At 66.4% G+C, this 14,023-nt stretch carries 11 protein-coding genes, 2 rRNA genes and 1 riboswitch; of the genes, 12 read left to right on the forward strand and 1 reads right to left on the reverse strand.

Features of this window, described 5'->3' with window-relative positions:
- The 12 genes from CV755_RS00085 to CV755_RS00140 form a co-directional block, all read left to right on the forward strand.
- Window positions 1-2,934: ribosomal RNA gene (locus tag CV755_RS00085) — 23S ribosomal RNA — on the forward strand; the annotation flags it as partial.
- 72 nt (window positions 2,935-3,006) lie between these two features.
- Window positions 3,007-3,123, forward strand: a 5S ribosomal RNA gene (rrf, locus tag CV755_RS00090).
- Window positions 3,124-3,265: 142 nt separating this feature from the next.
- On the forward strand, window positions 3,266-3,874 hold the full coding sequence (gene clsA / locus CV755_RS00095) for a cardiolipin synthase ClsA (protein ID WP_161968561.1): 609 nt from the start codon (window positions 3,266-3,268) through the stop codon (window positions 3,872-3,874).
- 113 nt (window positions 3,875-3,987) lie between these two features.
- A complete protein-coding gene (locus CV755_RS00100; RefSeq protein ID WP_109278023.1) occupies window positions 3,988-6,483 on the forward strand; it encodes a mannose-1-phosphate guanyltransferase in 2,496 nt (831 codons plus the stop codon).
- A 105-nt stretch (window positions 6,484-6,588) separates the two neighbouring features.
- The gene (locus tag CV755_RS00105; protein ID WP_109278024.1) at window positions 6,589-7,485 is read left to right on the forward strand and encodes a DUF881 domain-containing protein; all 897 of its coding nucleotides are present in this window, start codon (window positions 6,589-6,591) and stop codon (window positions 7,483-7,485) included.
- Window positions 7,482-7,814, forward strand: a complete 333-nt coding sequence (locus tag CV755_RS00110) for a small basic family protein (protein ID WP_004947174.1) — start codon at window positions 7,482-7,484, stop codon at window positions 7,812-7,814. The genes CV755_RS00105 and CV755_RS00110 overlap by 4 nt, the downstream gene beginning before the upstream one ends.
- Window positions 7,815-7,819: 5 nt before the next feature.
- Window positions 7,820-8,767, forward strand: coding sequence for a DUF881 domain-containing protein (locus CV755_RS00115; protein WP_109278025.1), 948 nt, complete (start codon window positions 7,820-7,822; stop codon window positions 8,765-8,767).
- Window positions 8,768-8,897: 130 nt separating this feature from the next.
- Window positions 8,898-9,713, forward strand: a complete 816-nt coding sequence (locus tag CV755_RS37025) for an FHA domain-containing protein (protein WP_422070491.1) — start codon at window positions 8,898-8,900, stop codon at window positions 9,711-9,713.
- A gap of 42 nt (window positions 9,714-9,755) precedes the next feature.
- Window positions 9,756-10,517 carry a transcriptional regulator FtsR gene (gene ftsR / locus CV755_RS00125; protein WP_109278026.1) on the forward strand — a complete coding sequence of 254 codons (762 nt, stop codon included), beginning with the start codon at window positions 9,756-9,758 and terminating at the stop codon, window positions 10,515-10,517.
- Window positions 10,518-10,568: 51 nt separating this feature from the next.
- Window positions 10,569-11,042: a bifunctional nuclease family protein gene (locus CV755_RS00130; protein WP_109278027.1), complete on the forward strand. Its 474-nt coding sequence runs from the start codon at window positions 10,569-10,571 to the stop codon at window positions 11,040-11,042.
- Window positions 11,043-11,209: 167 nt separating this feature from the next.
- The gene (locus CV755_RS00135) at window positions 11,210-11,896 is read left to right on the forward strand and encodes a MerR family transcriptional regulator (RefSeq protein WP_109278028.1); all 687 of its coding nucleotides are present in this window, start codon (window positions 11,210-11,212) and stop codon (window positions 11,894-11,896) included.
- Window positions 11,897-11,951: 55 nt separating this feature from the next.
- Window positions 11,952-13,352 carry a DNA polymerase IV gene (locus tag CV755_RS00140; RefSeq protein ID WP_109278029.1) on the forward strand — a complete coding sequence of 467 codons (1,401 nt, stop codon included), beginning with the start codon at window positions 11,952-11,954 and terminating at the stop codon, window positions 13,350-13,352.
- Here CV755_RS00140 and CV755_RS00145 read toward each other — a convergent pair.
- A complete protein-coding gene (locus CV755_RS00145; RefSeq protein ID WP_109278030.1) occupies window positions 13,289-13,645 on the reverse strand; it encodes a PRC-barrel domain-containing protein in 357 nt (118 codons plus the stop codon). The genes CV755_RS00140 and CV755_RS00145 overlap by 64 nt on opposite strands.
- 163 nt (window positions 13,646-13,808) lie before the next feature.
- Window positions 13,809-13,918: riboswitch (glycine riboswitch) on the forward strand.
- Window positions 13,919-14,023 lie beyond the last annotated feature (105 nt).

Consider the following 14,023-nt stretch of genomic DNA (forward strand, 5'->3'; position numbering starts at 1 on the left):
AAGTAAGTGGAGCATCTCAGTACCCGCAGGAAGAGAAAACAACCGTGATTCCGGGAGTAGTGGCGAGCGAAACCGGATGAGGCCAAACCGTATGCGTGTGATACCCGGCAGGGGTTGCGTATGCGGGGTTGTGGGATCGCACTTTCATGGTCTGCCGGCCATGAGGCGAGTCAGAAACCGTTGATGTAGGCGAAGGGCATGCGAAAGGCCCGGCGTAGAGGGTAAGACCCCCGTAGCTGAAACATCAGCGGCTTGCTTGTGCGACACCCAAGTAGCACGGGGCCCGAGAAATCCCGTGTGAATCTGGCGGGACCACCCGTTAAGCCTAAATATTCCCTGGTGACCGATAGCGGATAGTACCGTGAGGGAATGGTGAAAAGTACCGCGGGAGCGGAGTGAAATAGTACCTGAAACCGTGTGCCTACAAGCCGTGGGAGCGTCGCCGTCAAGCTTGCTTGGCGGTCGTGACTGCGTGCCTTTTGAAGAATGAGCCTGCGAGTTTGCGGTGTGTTGCGAGGTTAACCCGTGTGGGGAAGCCGTAGCGAAAGCGAGTCCGAATAGGGCGATTGAGTAGCGCGCCCAAGACCCGAAGCGGAGTGATCTAGCCATGGGCAGGTTGAAGCGGCTGTAAGAGGTCGTGGAGGACCGAACCCACCAGGGTTGAAAACCTGGGGGATGACCTGTGGTTAGGGGTGAAAGGCCAATCAAACTCCGTGATAGCTGGTTCTCCCCGAAATGCATTTAGGTGCAGCGTCGTGTGTTTCTTGCCGGAGGTAGAGCACTGGATAGGCGATGGGCCCTACCGGGTTACTGACCTTAGCCAAACTCCGAATGCCGGTAAGTGAGAGCGCGGCAGTGAGACTGTGGGGGATAAGCTCCATGGTCGAGAGGGAAACAGCCCAGAGCATCGACTAAGGCCCCTAAGCGTACGCTAAGTGGGAAAGGATGTGGAGTCGCAGAGACAACCAGGAGGTTGGCTTAGAAGCAGCCACCCTTGAAAGAGTGCGTAATAGCTCACTGGTCAAGTGATTCCGCGCCGACAATGTAGCGGGGCTCAAGCGTACCGCCGAAGTCGTGTCATTGCAGCATGTACATCTAACGGTGGCTGTGATGGGTAGGGGAGCGTCGTGTGCCGGGTGAAGCAGCGCCGGAAGGTAGTTGTGGACGGTTCACGAGTGAGAATGCAGGCATGAGTAGCGATACAAGAGTGGGAAACTCTTGCGCCGATTGACTAAGGGTTCCTGGGTCAAGCTGATCTGCCCAGGGTAAGTCGGGACCTAAGGCGAGGCCGACAGGCGTAGTCGATGGACAACCGGTTGATATTCCGGTACCCGCTTTGAAGCGCCAGCGCTGAACCAGGCGATGCTAAGTCCGTGAAGCCGCCCTGATCTCTTCGGAGTTGAGGGGAGTGGTGGAGCCGACGGACCAGACCTGTAGTAGGTGAGCGATGGGGTGACGCAGGAAGGTAGTCCAGCCCGGGCGGTGGTTGTCCCGGGGTAAGGGTGTAGGACGTCACGTAGGCAAATCCGCGTGACACATAGTCTGAGACCTGATGCCGAGCCGATTGTGGTGAAGTGGATGATCCTATGCTGTCGAGAAAAGCCTCTAGCGAGTTTCATGGCGGCCCGTACCCTAAACCGACTCAGGTGGTCAGGTAGAGAATACCGAGGCGTTCGGGTGAACTATGGTTAAGGAACTCGGCAAAATGCCCCCGTAACTTCGGGAGAAGGGGGGCCATGTCCGGTGATGAGACACGCTCTCTGAGCTGGGTGTGGCCGCAGAGACCAGCGAGAAGCGACTGTTTACTAAAAACACAGGTCCGTGCGAAGCCGTAAGGCGATGTATACGGACTGACGCCTGCCCGGTGCTGGAACGTTAAGGGGACCGGTTAGCTCCATTTCGGTGGGGCGAAGCTGAGAACTTAAGCGCCAGTAAACGGCGGTGGTAACTATAACCATCCTAAGGTAGCGAAATTCCTTGTCGGGTAAGTTCCGACCTGCACGAATGGCGTAACGACTTCTCGACTGTCTCAACCATAGGCCCGGTGAAATTGCACTACGAGTAAAGATGCTCGTTTCGCGCAGCAGGACGGAAAGACCCCGGGACCTTTACTATAGCTTGATATTGGTGTTCGGTTCGGCTTGTGTAGGATAGGTGGGAGACTGTGAAGCATGCACGCCAGTGTGTGTGGAGTCGTCGTTGAAATACCACTCTGGTCGTGCTGGATGTCTAACCTGGGTCCGTGATCCGGATCAGGGACAGTGTCTGGTGGGTAGTTTAACTGGGGCGGTTGCCTCCTAAAGGGTAACGGAGGCGCCCAAAGGTTCCCTCAGCCTGGTTGGTAATCAGGTGTTGAGTGTAAGTGCACAAGGGAGCTTGACTGTGAGACCGACGGGTCGAGCAGGGACGAAAGTCGGGACTAGTGATCCGGCGGTGGCTTGTGGAAGCGCCGTCGCTCAACGGATAAAAGGTACCCCGGGGATAACAGGCTGATCTTCCCCAAGAGTCCATATCGACGGGATGGTTTGGCACCTCGATGTCGGCTCGTCGCATCCTGGGGCTGGAGTCGGTCCCAAGGGTTGGGCTGTTCGCCCATTAAAGCGGTACGCGAGCTGGGTTTAGAACGTCGTGAGACAGTTCGGTCCCTATCCGCTGTGCGCGTAGGAGTCTTGAGAAGGGCTGTCCCTAGTACGAGAGGACCGGGACGGACGAACCTCTGGTGTGCCAGTTGTCCTGCCAAGGGCATGGCTGGTTGGCTACGTTCGGGAGGGATAACCGCTGAAAGCATCTAAGCGGGAAGCCTGCTTCGAGATGAGGGCTCCCACCCACTTGATGGGGTAAGGCTCCCAGTAGACGACTGGGTTGATAGGCCAGGTGTGGAAGACCGGTAACGGTTGGAGCTGACTGGTACTAATAGGCCGAGGGCTTGTCCTCAGTTGCTCGCGTCCACTGTGTTGGTTCTGAAACCACGAACAACCAAAGTGCCGGTTGTCTGTTTCATAGTGTTTCGGTGGTCATTGCGTTAGGGAAACGCCCGGTTACATTCCGAACCCGGAAGCTAAGCCTTTCAGCGCCGATGGTACTGCATGGGGGACCGTGTGGGAGAGTAGGACGCCGCCGAACAATCATTCAGTAGGCCCTGGTGGAAACCCAGTTTCCACCAGGGCCTACTTGCGTTTACCGGCCCCTCCTTCATGGGCTGTGGAACGCTACGGGTAAGGTCGGATGGAATCAGCAGACCCCGTTTCCCACAGGAGGCCCCCGGGTGGAGGTCCAGGAGACGCGCGTTCAGACGGACCGTGTCCTCACCATCCCGAACATCCTCAGCATGGCGCGCCTGGTCGGTGTGCCCATCTTCCTGTGGCTCATTCTCTGGCCCAAGTTCGGCGGCCCCAACTGCGACCTCTGGGCGCTGCTGGTGCTCGCTCTCAGCGGCGTCAGCGACTACCTCGACGGAAAGCTGGCCCGGCGCTGGAATCAGATCAGCAGCCTCGGCCGGCTCCTGGACCCGGCGGCGGACCGGCTCTACGTTCTGTCCACTCTCGTCGGCCTCACCTGGCGGGAGATCCTTCCTCTTTGGCTGACCGCGGCTCTGCTGGCCCGGGAAGCGATGCTGCTGGTCATGGTGTGGATTCTGAGGCGCCATGGCTATCCGCCGCCTCAGGTGAACTTCCTGGGCAAGGCGGCGACTTTCAACTTGATGTACGCCTTCCCCCTGCTGCTTCTCAGCGATAGGACGGGCTGGGTACACGAGGTGGCCGCGGTTTTCGGATGGGCGTTCGCCGGATGGGGTACAACCCTCTATTGGTGGGCAGGAATCCTCTATGTGGTTCAGGTCCGCCGACTGGTCAAGGCGGACGCCACCGCCGACTGATCCCGCCGGGGCGCAGGTCCCTTTGGCGGACAACGGCTGCTCCGCGGACCGTGGGGCCGCCGGATGTTCTTCAGTCGGCATGACCGTCGTCTCGCAAGGAGGACGCTTCCGACATGAAGGCCGTCGTGATGGCCGGTGGCGAAGGCACTCGGCTTCGCCCCATGACCTCGAGCATGCCCAAGCCGCTACTACCGGTCGCCAACCGCCCGATCATGGAGCATGTGCTCCGGCTGCTGAAGCGGCACGGACTGCATGAGACCGTGGTGACCGTTCAGTTCCTGGCTTCCCTGGTGAAGAACTACTTCGGGGACGGCGAGGAGCTCGGCATGGAGCTCACCTACGCCAACGAGGAAAAGCCACTCGGCACGGCGGGCAGCGTCAAGAATGCCGAAGAGGCGCTCCGGGACGACACCTTCCTGGTTATCTCGGGAGATGCCCTCACCGATTTCGACCTCACCGACCTGATCCGGTTCCACAAGGAAAAGCAGGCGATGGTCACCGTCTGCCTCACCCGGGTGCCCAACCCGCTGGAATTCGGCATCACGATCGTCGATGAGGGAGGCCGGGTCGAGCGCTTCCTGGAGAAGCCCACCTGGGGCCAGGTCTTCTCGGACACCGTCAACACCGGCATCTATGTGATGGAGCCCGAGGTCTTCGACTATGTGGCCGCCGATGTGCCGGTGGACTGGTCGGGAGACGTCTTCCCGCAGCTGATGAAGGAAGGCAAGCCCATCTACGGCTATGTCGCCGAGGGCTACTGGGAGGACGTCGGCACCCACGAGAGCTATGTCAAGGCCCAGGCCGACGTCCTGGAGCGCAAGGTCGATGTGGAGATCGACGGGTTCGAGATCTCACCCGGTGTCTGGGTCGCCGAGGGCGCCGAGGTGCACCCCGACGCGGTGCTGCGCGGACCGCTCTACATCGGTGACTACGCCAAGGTCGAGGCCGGAGCGGAGCTGCGCGAGCACACCGTGGTCGGCTCCAATGTGGTGGTCAAGAGCGGTGCCTTCCTGCACAAGGCCGTCGTCCACGACAACGTCTATGTCGGCCAGCAGAGCAATCTGCGCGGCTGCGTCATCGGCAAGAACACCGACATCATGCGCGCCGCGCGCATCGAGGACGGGGCCGTCATCGGCGACGAGTGCCTGGTCGGCGAGGAATCGATTATCCAGGGCAATGTCCGGGTCTACCCCTTCAAGACCATCGAGGCCGGTGCCTTTGTCAACACCTCGGTCATCTGGGAGTCCCGGGGCCAGGCCCATCTCTTCGGTGCCCGCGGAGTGTCCGGCATCCTCAATGTGGAGATCACCCCCGAGCTGGCGGTGCGGCTGGCGGGTGCGTATGCCACCACTCTCAAGAAGGGCGCCACCGTCACCACGGCGCGCGACCACTCCCGTGGCGCCCGGGCGCTCAAGCGGGCCGTGATCTCGGCGCTCCAGGCCAGTGCGATCGAGGTCCGCGATCTGGAGAACGTACCGCTGCCGGTGGCCAGACAGCAGACCGCACGCGGCAGCGCCGGCGGCATCATGATCCGTACCACCCCCGGCGTGCCCGACTCGGTGGACATCATGTTCCTCGACGAGCGCGGTGCCGACCTCTCCCAGGCCGGACAGCGCAAGCTCGACCGCGTCTACGCCCGTCAGGAATACCGGCGGGCCTTCCCGGGCGAGATCGGCGACCTGTCCTTCCCGTCCAGCATCTACGACACCTATGCCGGCGGCCTGCTGCGGTCCGTGGACACCAGTGGGGTGGCCGAGGCCGGCCTGAAGGTGGTGGTGGACACGGCCAACGGAAGCGCCGGCCTGGTGCTGCCCAGCCTGCTCGGCCGGCTGGGCGTGGACGCCCTGACCATCAACTCAGGGTTGGACGAGGCCCGTCCCACCGAGACGGCCGAGTCCCGGCGGTCCGGCCTGGTGCGGCTGGGCGAGATCGTCTCCTCGGCCCGGGCCGCCTTCGGAGTGCGCTTCGACCCGGTGGGCGAGCGGATCTCGCTGGTGGACGAGCGGGGGCGGATCGTCGAGGACGACCGGGCCCTGCTGGTGCTGCTGGACCTGGTGGCGGCGGAGCGGCGCAGCGGCCGGGTGGCGCTGCCGGTGACCACCACCCGTATCGCCGAGCAGGTGGCCGCGTACCACGGTACCCAGGTGGAGTGGACCACCACCTCGCCCGATGACCTGACCCGGGTGGGCCGGGCGGACACCACCATCTTCGGCGGTGACGGGCGTGGCGGCTTTATCGTCCCGGAGTTCAGCAGTGTCTTCGACGGTACGGCGGCCTTTGTCCGGCTGGTCGGCCTGGTGGCCCGGACCCAGCTCACGCTCAGTCAGATCGACGCCAGGATTCCGCGGGCTCATGTGCTGCGCCGTGATCTGGCGACGCCATGGGCGGTCAAGGGCCTGGTGATGCGCCAGGTGGTCGAGGCGGCCGGTGACCGCTCGGTGGACACCACCGACGGTGTCCGGGTGGTGGAGGCCGACGGACGCTGGGTGATGGTGCTGCCGGACCCGGCCGAGGCGGTGACCCATCTATGGGCGGAGGGGCCGGACGACGCCTCCGCGCAGGCGCTGCTGGACGAGTGGTCCGCGGTGGTGGACGGCGCCGGACGCTGATCCCGGGCGAGGCCGAGCCATGGCCCCGCCGGTTTGCCGGTTACGATCCGGCACGCCGGTGGGGCCATTGGGATACATCGCTCCCGACGTGCGACGATGTGCGACATGCCGCAGCAGCCCCCCGTTCGGAGGACACCAGCTCCGCCGTCCCGTCCCGATGCCTCCATGTCGCTGCTGACCAATGTGATGGATCACAGCCTGGACGACGGCTATGCGGAGGCGGCGGCCAGACGGACGGCCGGCGGCAAGGGCCTGCCGGGCAAGCTACGGGCCAAGCTGGGGCTGGCCGCGGCGCTGCTGCTGGCCGCACTGGTGGTGACCCTGGGAGCCGCCCAGGCGCGGATATCGGCGCCGACGCTCGCCAAGGAGCGCCAGCAGCTGATCAACCGTATCGAGAGCGAGACCTCGACGGCCGACTCGCTGCAGAAGAATGTGGACGGGCTGCGTGACTCGGTCAGCGCCACCCAGCGTGAGGCGCTGCACAAACGCGGCGGTGACAAGGCGGAGTTGGTCTCGCTGCTGGCCGGGGCCACCGCGGTGCACGGACCGGGCCTGAAGGTGGTGGTCGATGACGCCAAGCAGGCCAGGACCAGCGGCGGCGGCCCCCGGGAGAGCAGCGGCTTCTCCGACACCGGCCGGGTACGGGACCGGGATATGCAGCGGGTGGTCAACGGGCTGTGGCAGTCGGGGGCGGAAGCGATCTCCATCAACGGCCAGCGCCTGACCGCGCTTTCGGCCATCCGGGCCGCCGGGGACGCCATACTGGTTGACAACAGGCCGCTGGTGCCCCCGTATACGGTGCTGGCGGTCGGGAACGGCAAGCGGATGAACACCACATTCCAGGACAGTGCGGACGGTCAGTACCTGCATGTGCTGGAGCAGAACTACGGGGTCCGGGCGGCCATTTCCGTCGAGGACGACATCCGGCTGCCGGCCGCGCCGAGTCTGATTGTGCGTACCGCGCGGGCACAGCAGGGCAACACAGGGAAGGGCACATCGTGATCGCCGTTTTGGGCCTCATCGTGGGAGTCGTGGTCGGGCTGGTGGTCCGTCCCGTGGTGCCGACGGCGGTTGAGCCCTATCTGCCGATCGCCGTGGTGGCGGCACTGGACGCGGTGTTCGGCGGCCTGCGGGCGATGCTGGACGGGATCTTCGACGACAAGGTCTTTGTGGTGTCCTTCCTGTCGAACGTGGTGGTTGCCGCGCTGATCGTCTTCCTGGGCGACAAGCTGGGGGTGGGCGCTCAGCTGTCCACCGGTGTGGTGGTCGTGCTGGGCATCCGGATCTTCTCCAACGCCGCCGCCATCCGGCGGCATGTCTTCCGGGCGTGAGGCCGATGAGCAACGACGACACTCCCGAGAAGCCCGCCGGTCAGCAGCCGGGCGAGGAGGGTGAGCGGCCGGCCGGGCGCCCCGGGCCGTCCGGAGAACCGGCCGCGCGGCCGGAGCCATCACCTGAGCGCGAGCCGGAGCCCAAAGCTGAGCCGGAACCCGAACCTGAGCCCGAGCCGCGCTCCGCGCCGGAGGGCCGAGGGCCGGAGGAGCCTCCCGCCGGTCCCACTGAACTGACGGGCCGTCAGCGGCTGATGAAGGGCCTCTGGCCGCCCCGGCTGACCCGGGCGCAGCTCACCGTGGCGCTGCTGCTGTGCGTACTCGGCCTGGGCCTGGCCATCCAGGTCCGTACCACCAGCGAGAGCAGCGCACTGCGCGGGGCGCGCCAGGAGGATTTGGTGCGGATCCTCGATGAACTGGACAACCGCACAAAGCGTCTTGAGGACGAGAAGCGGAAGCTGGAGAGCCAGCGGACCGAGTTGGAGAGCAGTTCCAATCAGGCCGCCGAGGCACGCAAGCAGACCGCGCAGAAGGAACAGCAGCTCGGGGTGCTCGCCGGAACGGTGGCCGCCCAGGGGCCCGGCATCATTCTCACGGTGAGCGACGGAAAGGGGGCGGTCGAGCCCGACATGCTGCTGGACGCCATCCAGGAGCTCAGGGCTGCGGGGGCCGAGGCGATCCAGATCAATGACATCCGGGTGGTCGCCAACACCTACTTTTCGGGAGGGGCGGGGAACGTGCAGATCGACGGCAAACAGGTCTCCCAGCCTTATAAGTTCAAGGTCATCGGCAGGCCGCAGGACCTGGAGCCGGCGCTCAACATCCCCGGCGGAGTGGTGCAGACTCTGCAGAAGGAACAGGCCGGAGTGAACATCGAGCGGTCTGAGAAGATCGTTGTTGACGCCTTGCGCCCGGCGAAGCGGCCTGACTACGCTCGGTCGTCATCGCAGTGAGACGGGGTACGCAGGGGCTCTGCGGGGAGGGGCGGCGAGTTGCGGGGGGTCGGCGCACCAAGTTGGGGGTGCGTGATGGAAACTGTCTGTTGGCCATGGACGTTGTAGGGATGTCCAGGTCGGACGGTGTGTGCATCGAGGGTTTGTCCTGCCCCACGGGCGGGTCTGTTTCGGTCAAGGGGAATCGCCCGTGAAGTTGTTTGCGAAGTTGTTCGGCAAGAGCGCACGCCAGAGCGGCGGCGGTTCCGCCCGCCACCGGGCCGCGCACCCGGAGGGGGAGGAGAGGGGCCAGGAGGGCCGCCCCCTGTTCCGGGATCAGAGTGAGGGCGGTCAGAGCTTCCCGGCCGACCCCGCGGCACCGGGCCGCATAGGCGTCGGGACACCACCGACCGCTAACTCGGGCGGAGGGGCTGCCGTGCAGGTGTGTACCAGGTGTGGCCATCAGAACGGTCAGAGCAGCCGCTTCTGCTCCAACTGCGGTGCTCCGCTGCGGGCGGGTGCCGTCGCCGAGCGGGCTTCGGAGACGACCTCCACCATCTCCATCTCCGGCCTTGAGGCCTATGACTCGGAGACCACCGGCCAGACGGCGATTCCCGCCCTGTCGCCGGAGGCGCAGGCGGCCGTCGAGGCGCTGCCGCAGGGTTCGGCCCTGCTGGTAGTGCGCCGCGGACCCAACTCCGGCAGCCGTTTCCTGCTGGACAGCGAGGTGACCACGGCGGGCCGGCATCCGCAGAGTGACATCTTCCTGGACGACGTCACCGTCTCCCGGCGGCATGTGGAGTTCCGCCGGAACCACGACGGTGGCTTCACCGTCACCGATGTGGGCAGCCTCAACGGCACCTATGTCAACCGGGAGCAAATCGACTCGGTGGTGCTCTCCAACGGTGACGAGGTGCAGATCGGCAAGTACCGGCTGGTCTTCTTCGGCAGCCAGCGGGGCTACTGACCCTCTCCCGGACTCCGTCAGCGGGGGACCCAAGGAAGGCCCATGCTTCACACACCGTCGGGCGGCACCGGATCCTCCGGTGCCGCCGGTACGGAAGGCCGGCTGGTCAGCATCGGCACGGTGCTGAATCTGCTGCGCGAGGAGTTCCCCGAGGTCACCATCTCCAAGATCCGCTTCCTGGAGGCGGAGGGTTTGGTGGAGCCGCAGCGCACGCCGTCCGGCTACCGCAAGTTCAGTACGGCGGATGTCGAGCGGCTGGCCCAGGTGCTGAGGATGCAGCGCGACCACTATCTGCCGCTGAAGGTCATCCGGGAGCATCTGGACGCCCTGGCCAGAGGAGAGCGGGTGCAGCTGCCCGCTCCGGGCCAGCCCAGGGACGTACTGGACTTGCCGGAGACCCAGGTTCCGGGAGCACCGGAGCCGGAGACTTCCGGGGCTGCCCGCACGGACCGGGAGGAGCTGCTGGCCACCACCGGGGTGACCGAGGGCGAACTGGCGGAGTGGGAGTCCTACGGCCTGGTCACCGCCCACCCGGACGGCGGATTCGACGCCGATTCGGTGGCCGTGGCCAGGCTGGTCGCCGACCTCGGCCGCTTCGGCCTGGAGCCCAGGCATCTCAGGGCCATAAAGGCGGCGGCGGAGCGCGAGGCAGCGCTGATCGAACAGGTGGTGGCCCCGCTGCGCCGCCACCGGAATCCGCAGACCAGGGCCCATGCCGAGGCCACCGCCCGGGAGCTGGCCGCGCTGTCGGTGCGGCTGCACGCGGCCCTGGTCCAGTCGGCGCTGCGCATCCGCGGCCAGTGACAGGGGCGGCCCGACTACCCAAACCTGCCGAGCACGGCCTAGGGTTGCTGTGTGAACGAGCTCGATGTCGTGGGTGTCCGGGTGGAGATGCCCTCCAACCAGCCGATCGTGCTCCTGCGCGAGGTCGGAGGCGACCGTTACCTGCCGATCTGGATCGGACCGGGTGAGGCGACGGCCATCGCCTTCGCACAGCAGGGCATGGCTCCGGCCAGGCCGCTGACCCATGACCTTTTCAAGGATGTGCTGGAGGCGGTGGGTCAGCAGCTCGCCGAGGTCCGCATCACCGACCTGCGGGAGGGCGTGTTCTACGCGGAGCTCGTCTTCGCCAGCGGGGTGGAGGTCAGCGCCAGGCCGTCCGACGCCATAGCGCTGGCGCTGCGCACCGGAACGCCCATCTACGGCAGCGACGGGGTGCTGGACGACGCGGGTATCGCCATCCCCGACGAGCAGGAGGACGAGGTCGAGAAGTTCCGGGAGTTCCTGGACCAGATCTCGCCCGAGGACTTCGGCACCAGCAACCAGTGAGGCACGCGCCGAAACGGTCCGGCGCATTCGAGTAGCCTTTCCCGCTGCGGAGATACGTAAAACCACTCTCTGGGTGATTATCACTCGGCGTGCCGAGTGTGGCGATCGTTGACGCACCCCGAGCGACTGCCTACCGTCGAGAAGGCAGGTCAAGGACGGAGGTCGGCGTGAGAAGCACGGGCGACGGTACAGCGGTCGGCAGTCCGTATCCGCTGCATGGGGGAACGGTCGAACCGGTGACCCTCCCGCAGAGCCTGAACGGCATGGGTGGCACCCCCGTCCCCGCCGCGGCGGCGGTCACCGCCCCGCGCGGGCACGACTCCAGCACGGCTTCCGGCGCCGACAAGGCGGCCGGCGGCAGCGAGAACATCGGATACCGCGGCCCGACCGCCTGCGCGGCGGCCGGAATCACCTACCGGCAGCTGGATTACTGGGCGCGCACCGGCCTGGTGGAGCCCAGTGTGCGGCCCGCCTATGGCTCGGGCAGCCAGCGGCTGTACAGCTTCCGCGATGTGGTGGTCCTCAAGATCGTCAAGCGGCTGCTGGACACCGGGGTGTCCCTGCAGAACATCCGCACCGCGGTGCAGCATCTGCGCGCCCGGGGCATGGCCGATCTGGCGCAGATGACGCTGATGAGCGATGGCGCCACGGTCTATGAATGCGTCTCGCCCGACGATGTGGTCGGCCTGCTGCAAGGCGGCCAGGGCGTCTTCGGGATCGCCGTCGGTGTGGTGTGGCGGGATGTGGAAAGCGCCCTGTCACAGCTGCACGGCGAGCGGGTGGACACCGGTGAGACCCTGATCGGCCACAACCCGGCCGACGAACTGGCCCGGCGCCGCAACCGCGCCGGCTGACCGTCCCGTTCGCGCGACTGCGCGATTGTCAGTGGTATGCGGCAGCATCGATCTTGTGAGAGGTGCCCCGACCATCCTGCATCTGGACATGGACGCTTTCTACGCTTCGGTGGAGCAGGCGGCCAAGCCCAGCCTGCGCGGAAAGCCGGTGGTGGTCGGCGGCATCGGCCCGCGCGGCGTGGTGGCCACCGCCTCGTATGAGGCCCGGGTGTTCGGAGTGCACTCCGCCATGTCCACCGCGCAGGCCAGACGGCTGTGCCCCAACGCCGCCTACCTCACCCCCCGGTTCTCGCTCTACCAGCAGATCAGCGCCACCGTGATGGAGCTGCTGCGCGAACTGTCCCCGCTGGTGGAGCCGCTGAGCCTGGACGAGGCCTTTGTGGATCTGGAGGCGGGCGGCATCGAGCCCACCTCGGCGGCCGCCCGCGCGGTGGGCGAGCGGCTGCGCCGGGACATCAGGGCGGCGACCGGGCTCAGCGGGTCGGTGGGGCTGGCCGGGGCCAAGATGTTCGCCAAGATCGCCTCCGAGCAGGCCAAGCCGGACGGGCTGGTGATGGTCGAGCCCGGCACCGAGCTCGAACTGCTGGGGCCGATGCCGGTGCGGACCATCCCCGGCGTGGGCCCGGCCACCGCCGAGGTGCTGCGCAAGGCCGGCATCCACACCGTCGGCGAGACCGCCGAGGCGGGCGAGGCGGAGCTGGTGCGGCTGCTCGGCAAGGCGCATGGCGCCGGGCTGTACGCCCTGGCCACCGGGCACGACGACCGTCCCGTGGTGGCCGAGCGGGACGCCAAGTCCATCTCCGTGGAGGACACCTTCGAGGAGGACCTCACCGACCGCACCCGGGTGCAGCTGGAGCTGGCCCGGCTGGCCGACCGCTGCGTCCGGCGGCTGAGGGCCGCGGGCAGATCGGGCCGGACGGTCGTGATCAAGGTGCGGCGCTATGACTTCTCCACCCTGACCCGCTCGGAGACCCTGCGCGGCCCCACCGACGACCCGGCCGTGGTGCGGGAGGCGGCCATCCGGCTGCTGGACGCGGTGGACACCACCGCCGGGGTGCGGCTGCTGGGCGTGGGCGTCAGCGGCCTGGCCGACTACACCCAGGAGGACCTCTTCGCCCAGGCGGCGAGCGAGGCGGAGGCGGCGATACCGGAGCCCACGGAGCCAGAGGTTCCGGAGGGCGCCGCAGTGCCCCGCCCCCGCCGCTGGCTGCCGGGGCTGGATGTCCGGCACCAGGTCCATGGGGCCGGCTGGATCCAGGGCAGCGGGGTCGGCAGGGTCACCGTGCGCTTCGAGGAGCCCTGGTCGGAGCCGGGCCGGGTACGGACCTTCGCAGTGGACGACCCGGCGCTGGAGCCCGCCGACCCGCTGCCGCTGATCCGGCCCGCCGGCGGTCAGCCGGCCGGGGATCCGTCCCCGGACGGGCGGGAGGTGTCCACCGGCAGGTCGAGCCGGTAGTGCTGGTAGAGCCGCAGCTCCTGCTCGGGGGAGAGATGGCGGCCGACGCCCAGGTCCGGGGCCTCCCTGATGAGGGCGCGCTCATAGGGAATGCGCAGGGTGTCACCGACCACCTCGCTCGGTTCCAGCGGTACAAAAGCGTCCCGGCCGAACAGGCCGGTGCGCACCGCCGCCCACTCCGGCTCCCCGGTCGCGTCGTCGAGGTAGACCTCGTCCACCGTGCCGATCCTCGTCCCGTGACGGTCGTATGCCTTGCGGCCGATCAGGCTGCGGGGGTCGATGCCGGTCTGCATGAGTATGTGTCCTCCCATGAGTCACGCCTGCCCCCTGGGGTATCTCGGCGGACGCCGCAAACACCCCTGGACACCCCGAGAACCACAAAAAGCGACAAAGCGTTGTATGGCCACTTGGGAGATCCGGCTGCGCAGACCCGCTGGTAGGCTGGCGATTGGCCGCAGAACCCGTGCGGGAGAGTCCTTCGGAAGGGGCCTTGACGGCACCCACGGAGGCGCCGAAGGAGCAAATCCTCCCCGGAATCTCTCAGGCACCCGTACCGCACGGACGAGGTCACTCTGGAAAGCAGGGCGGGCCCCGGCCAGGCACCATGCGGAGCCCCTCCTCACCGACGGTGAAAGCCGGGCGTGCTCACGTCCGGTGAAGCTCTCAGGTTG

Origin of the sequence: Streptomyces orinoci, assembly GCF_003121295.1 — a bacterium.
Taxonomy (GTDB): domain Bacteria; phylum Actinomycetota; class Actinomycetes; order Streptomycetales; family Streptomycetaceae; genus Streptomyces; species Streptomyces orinoci.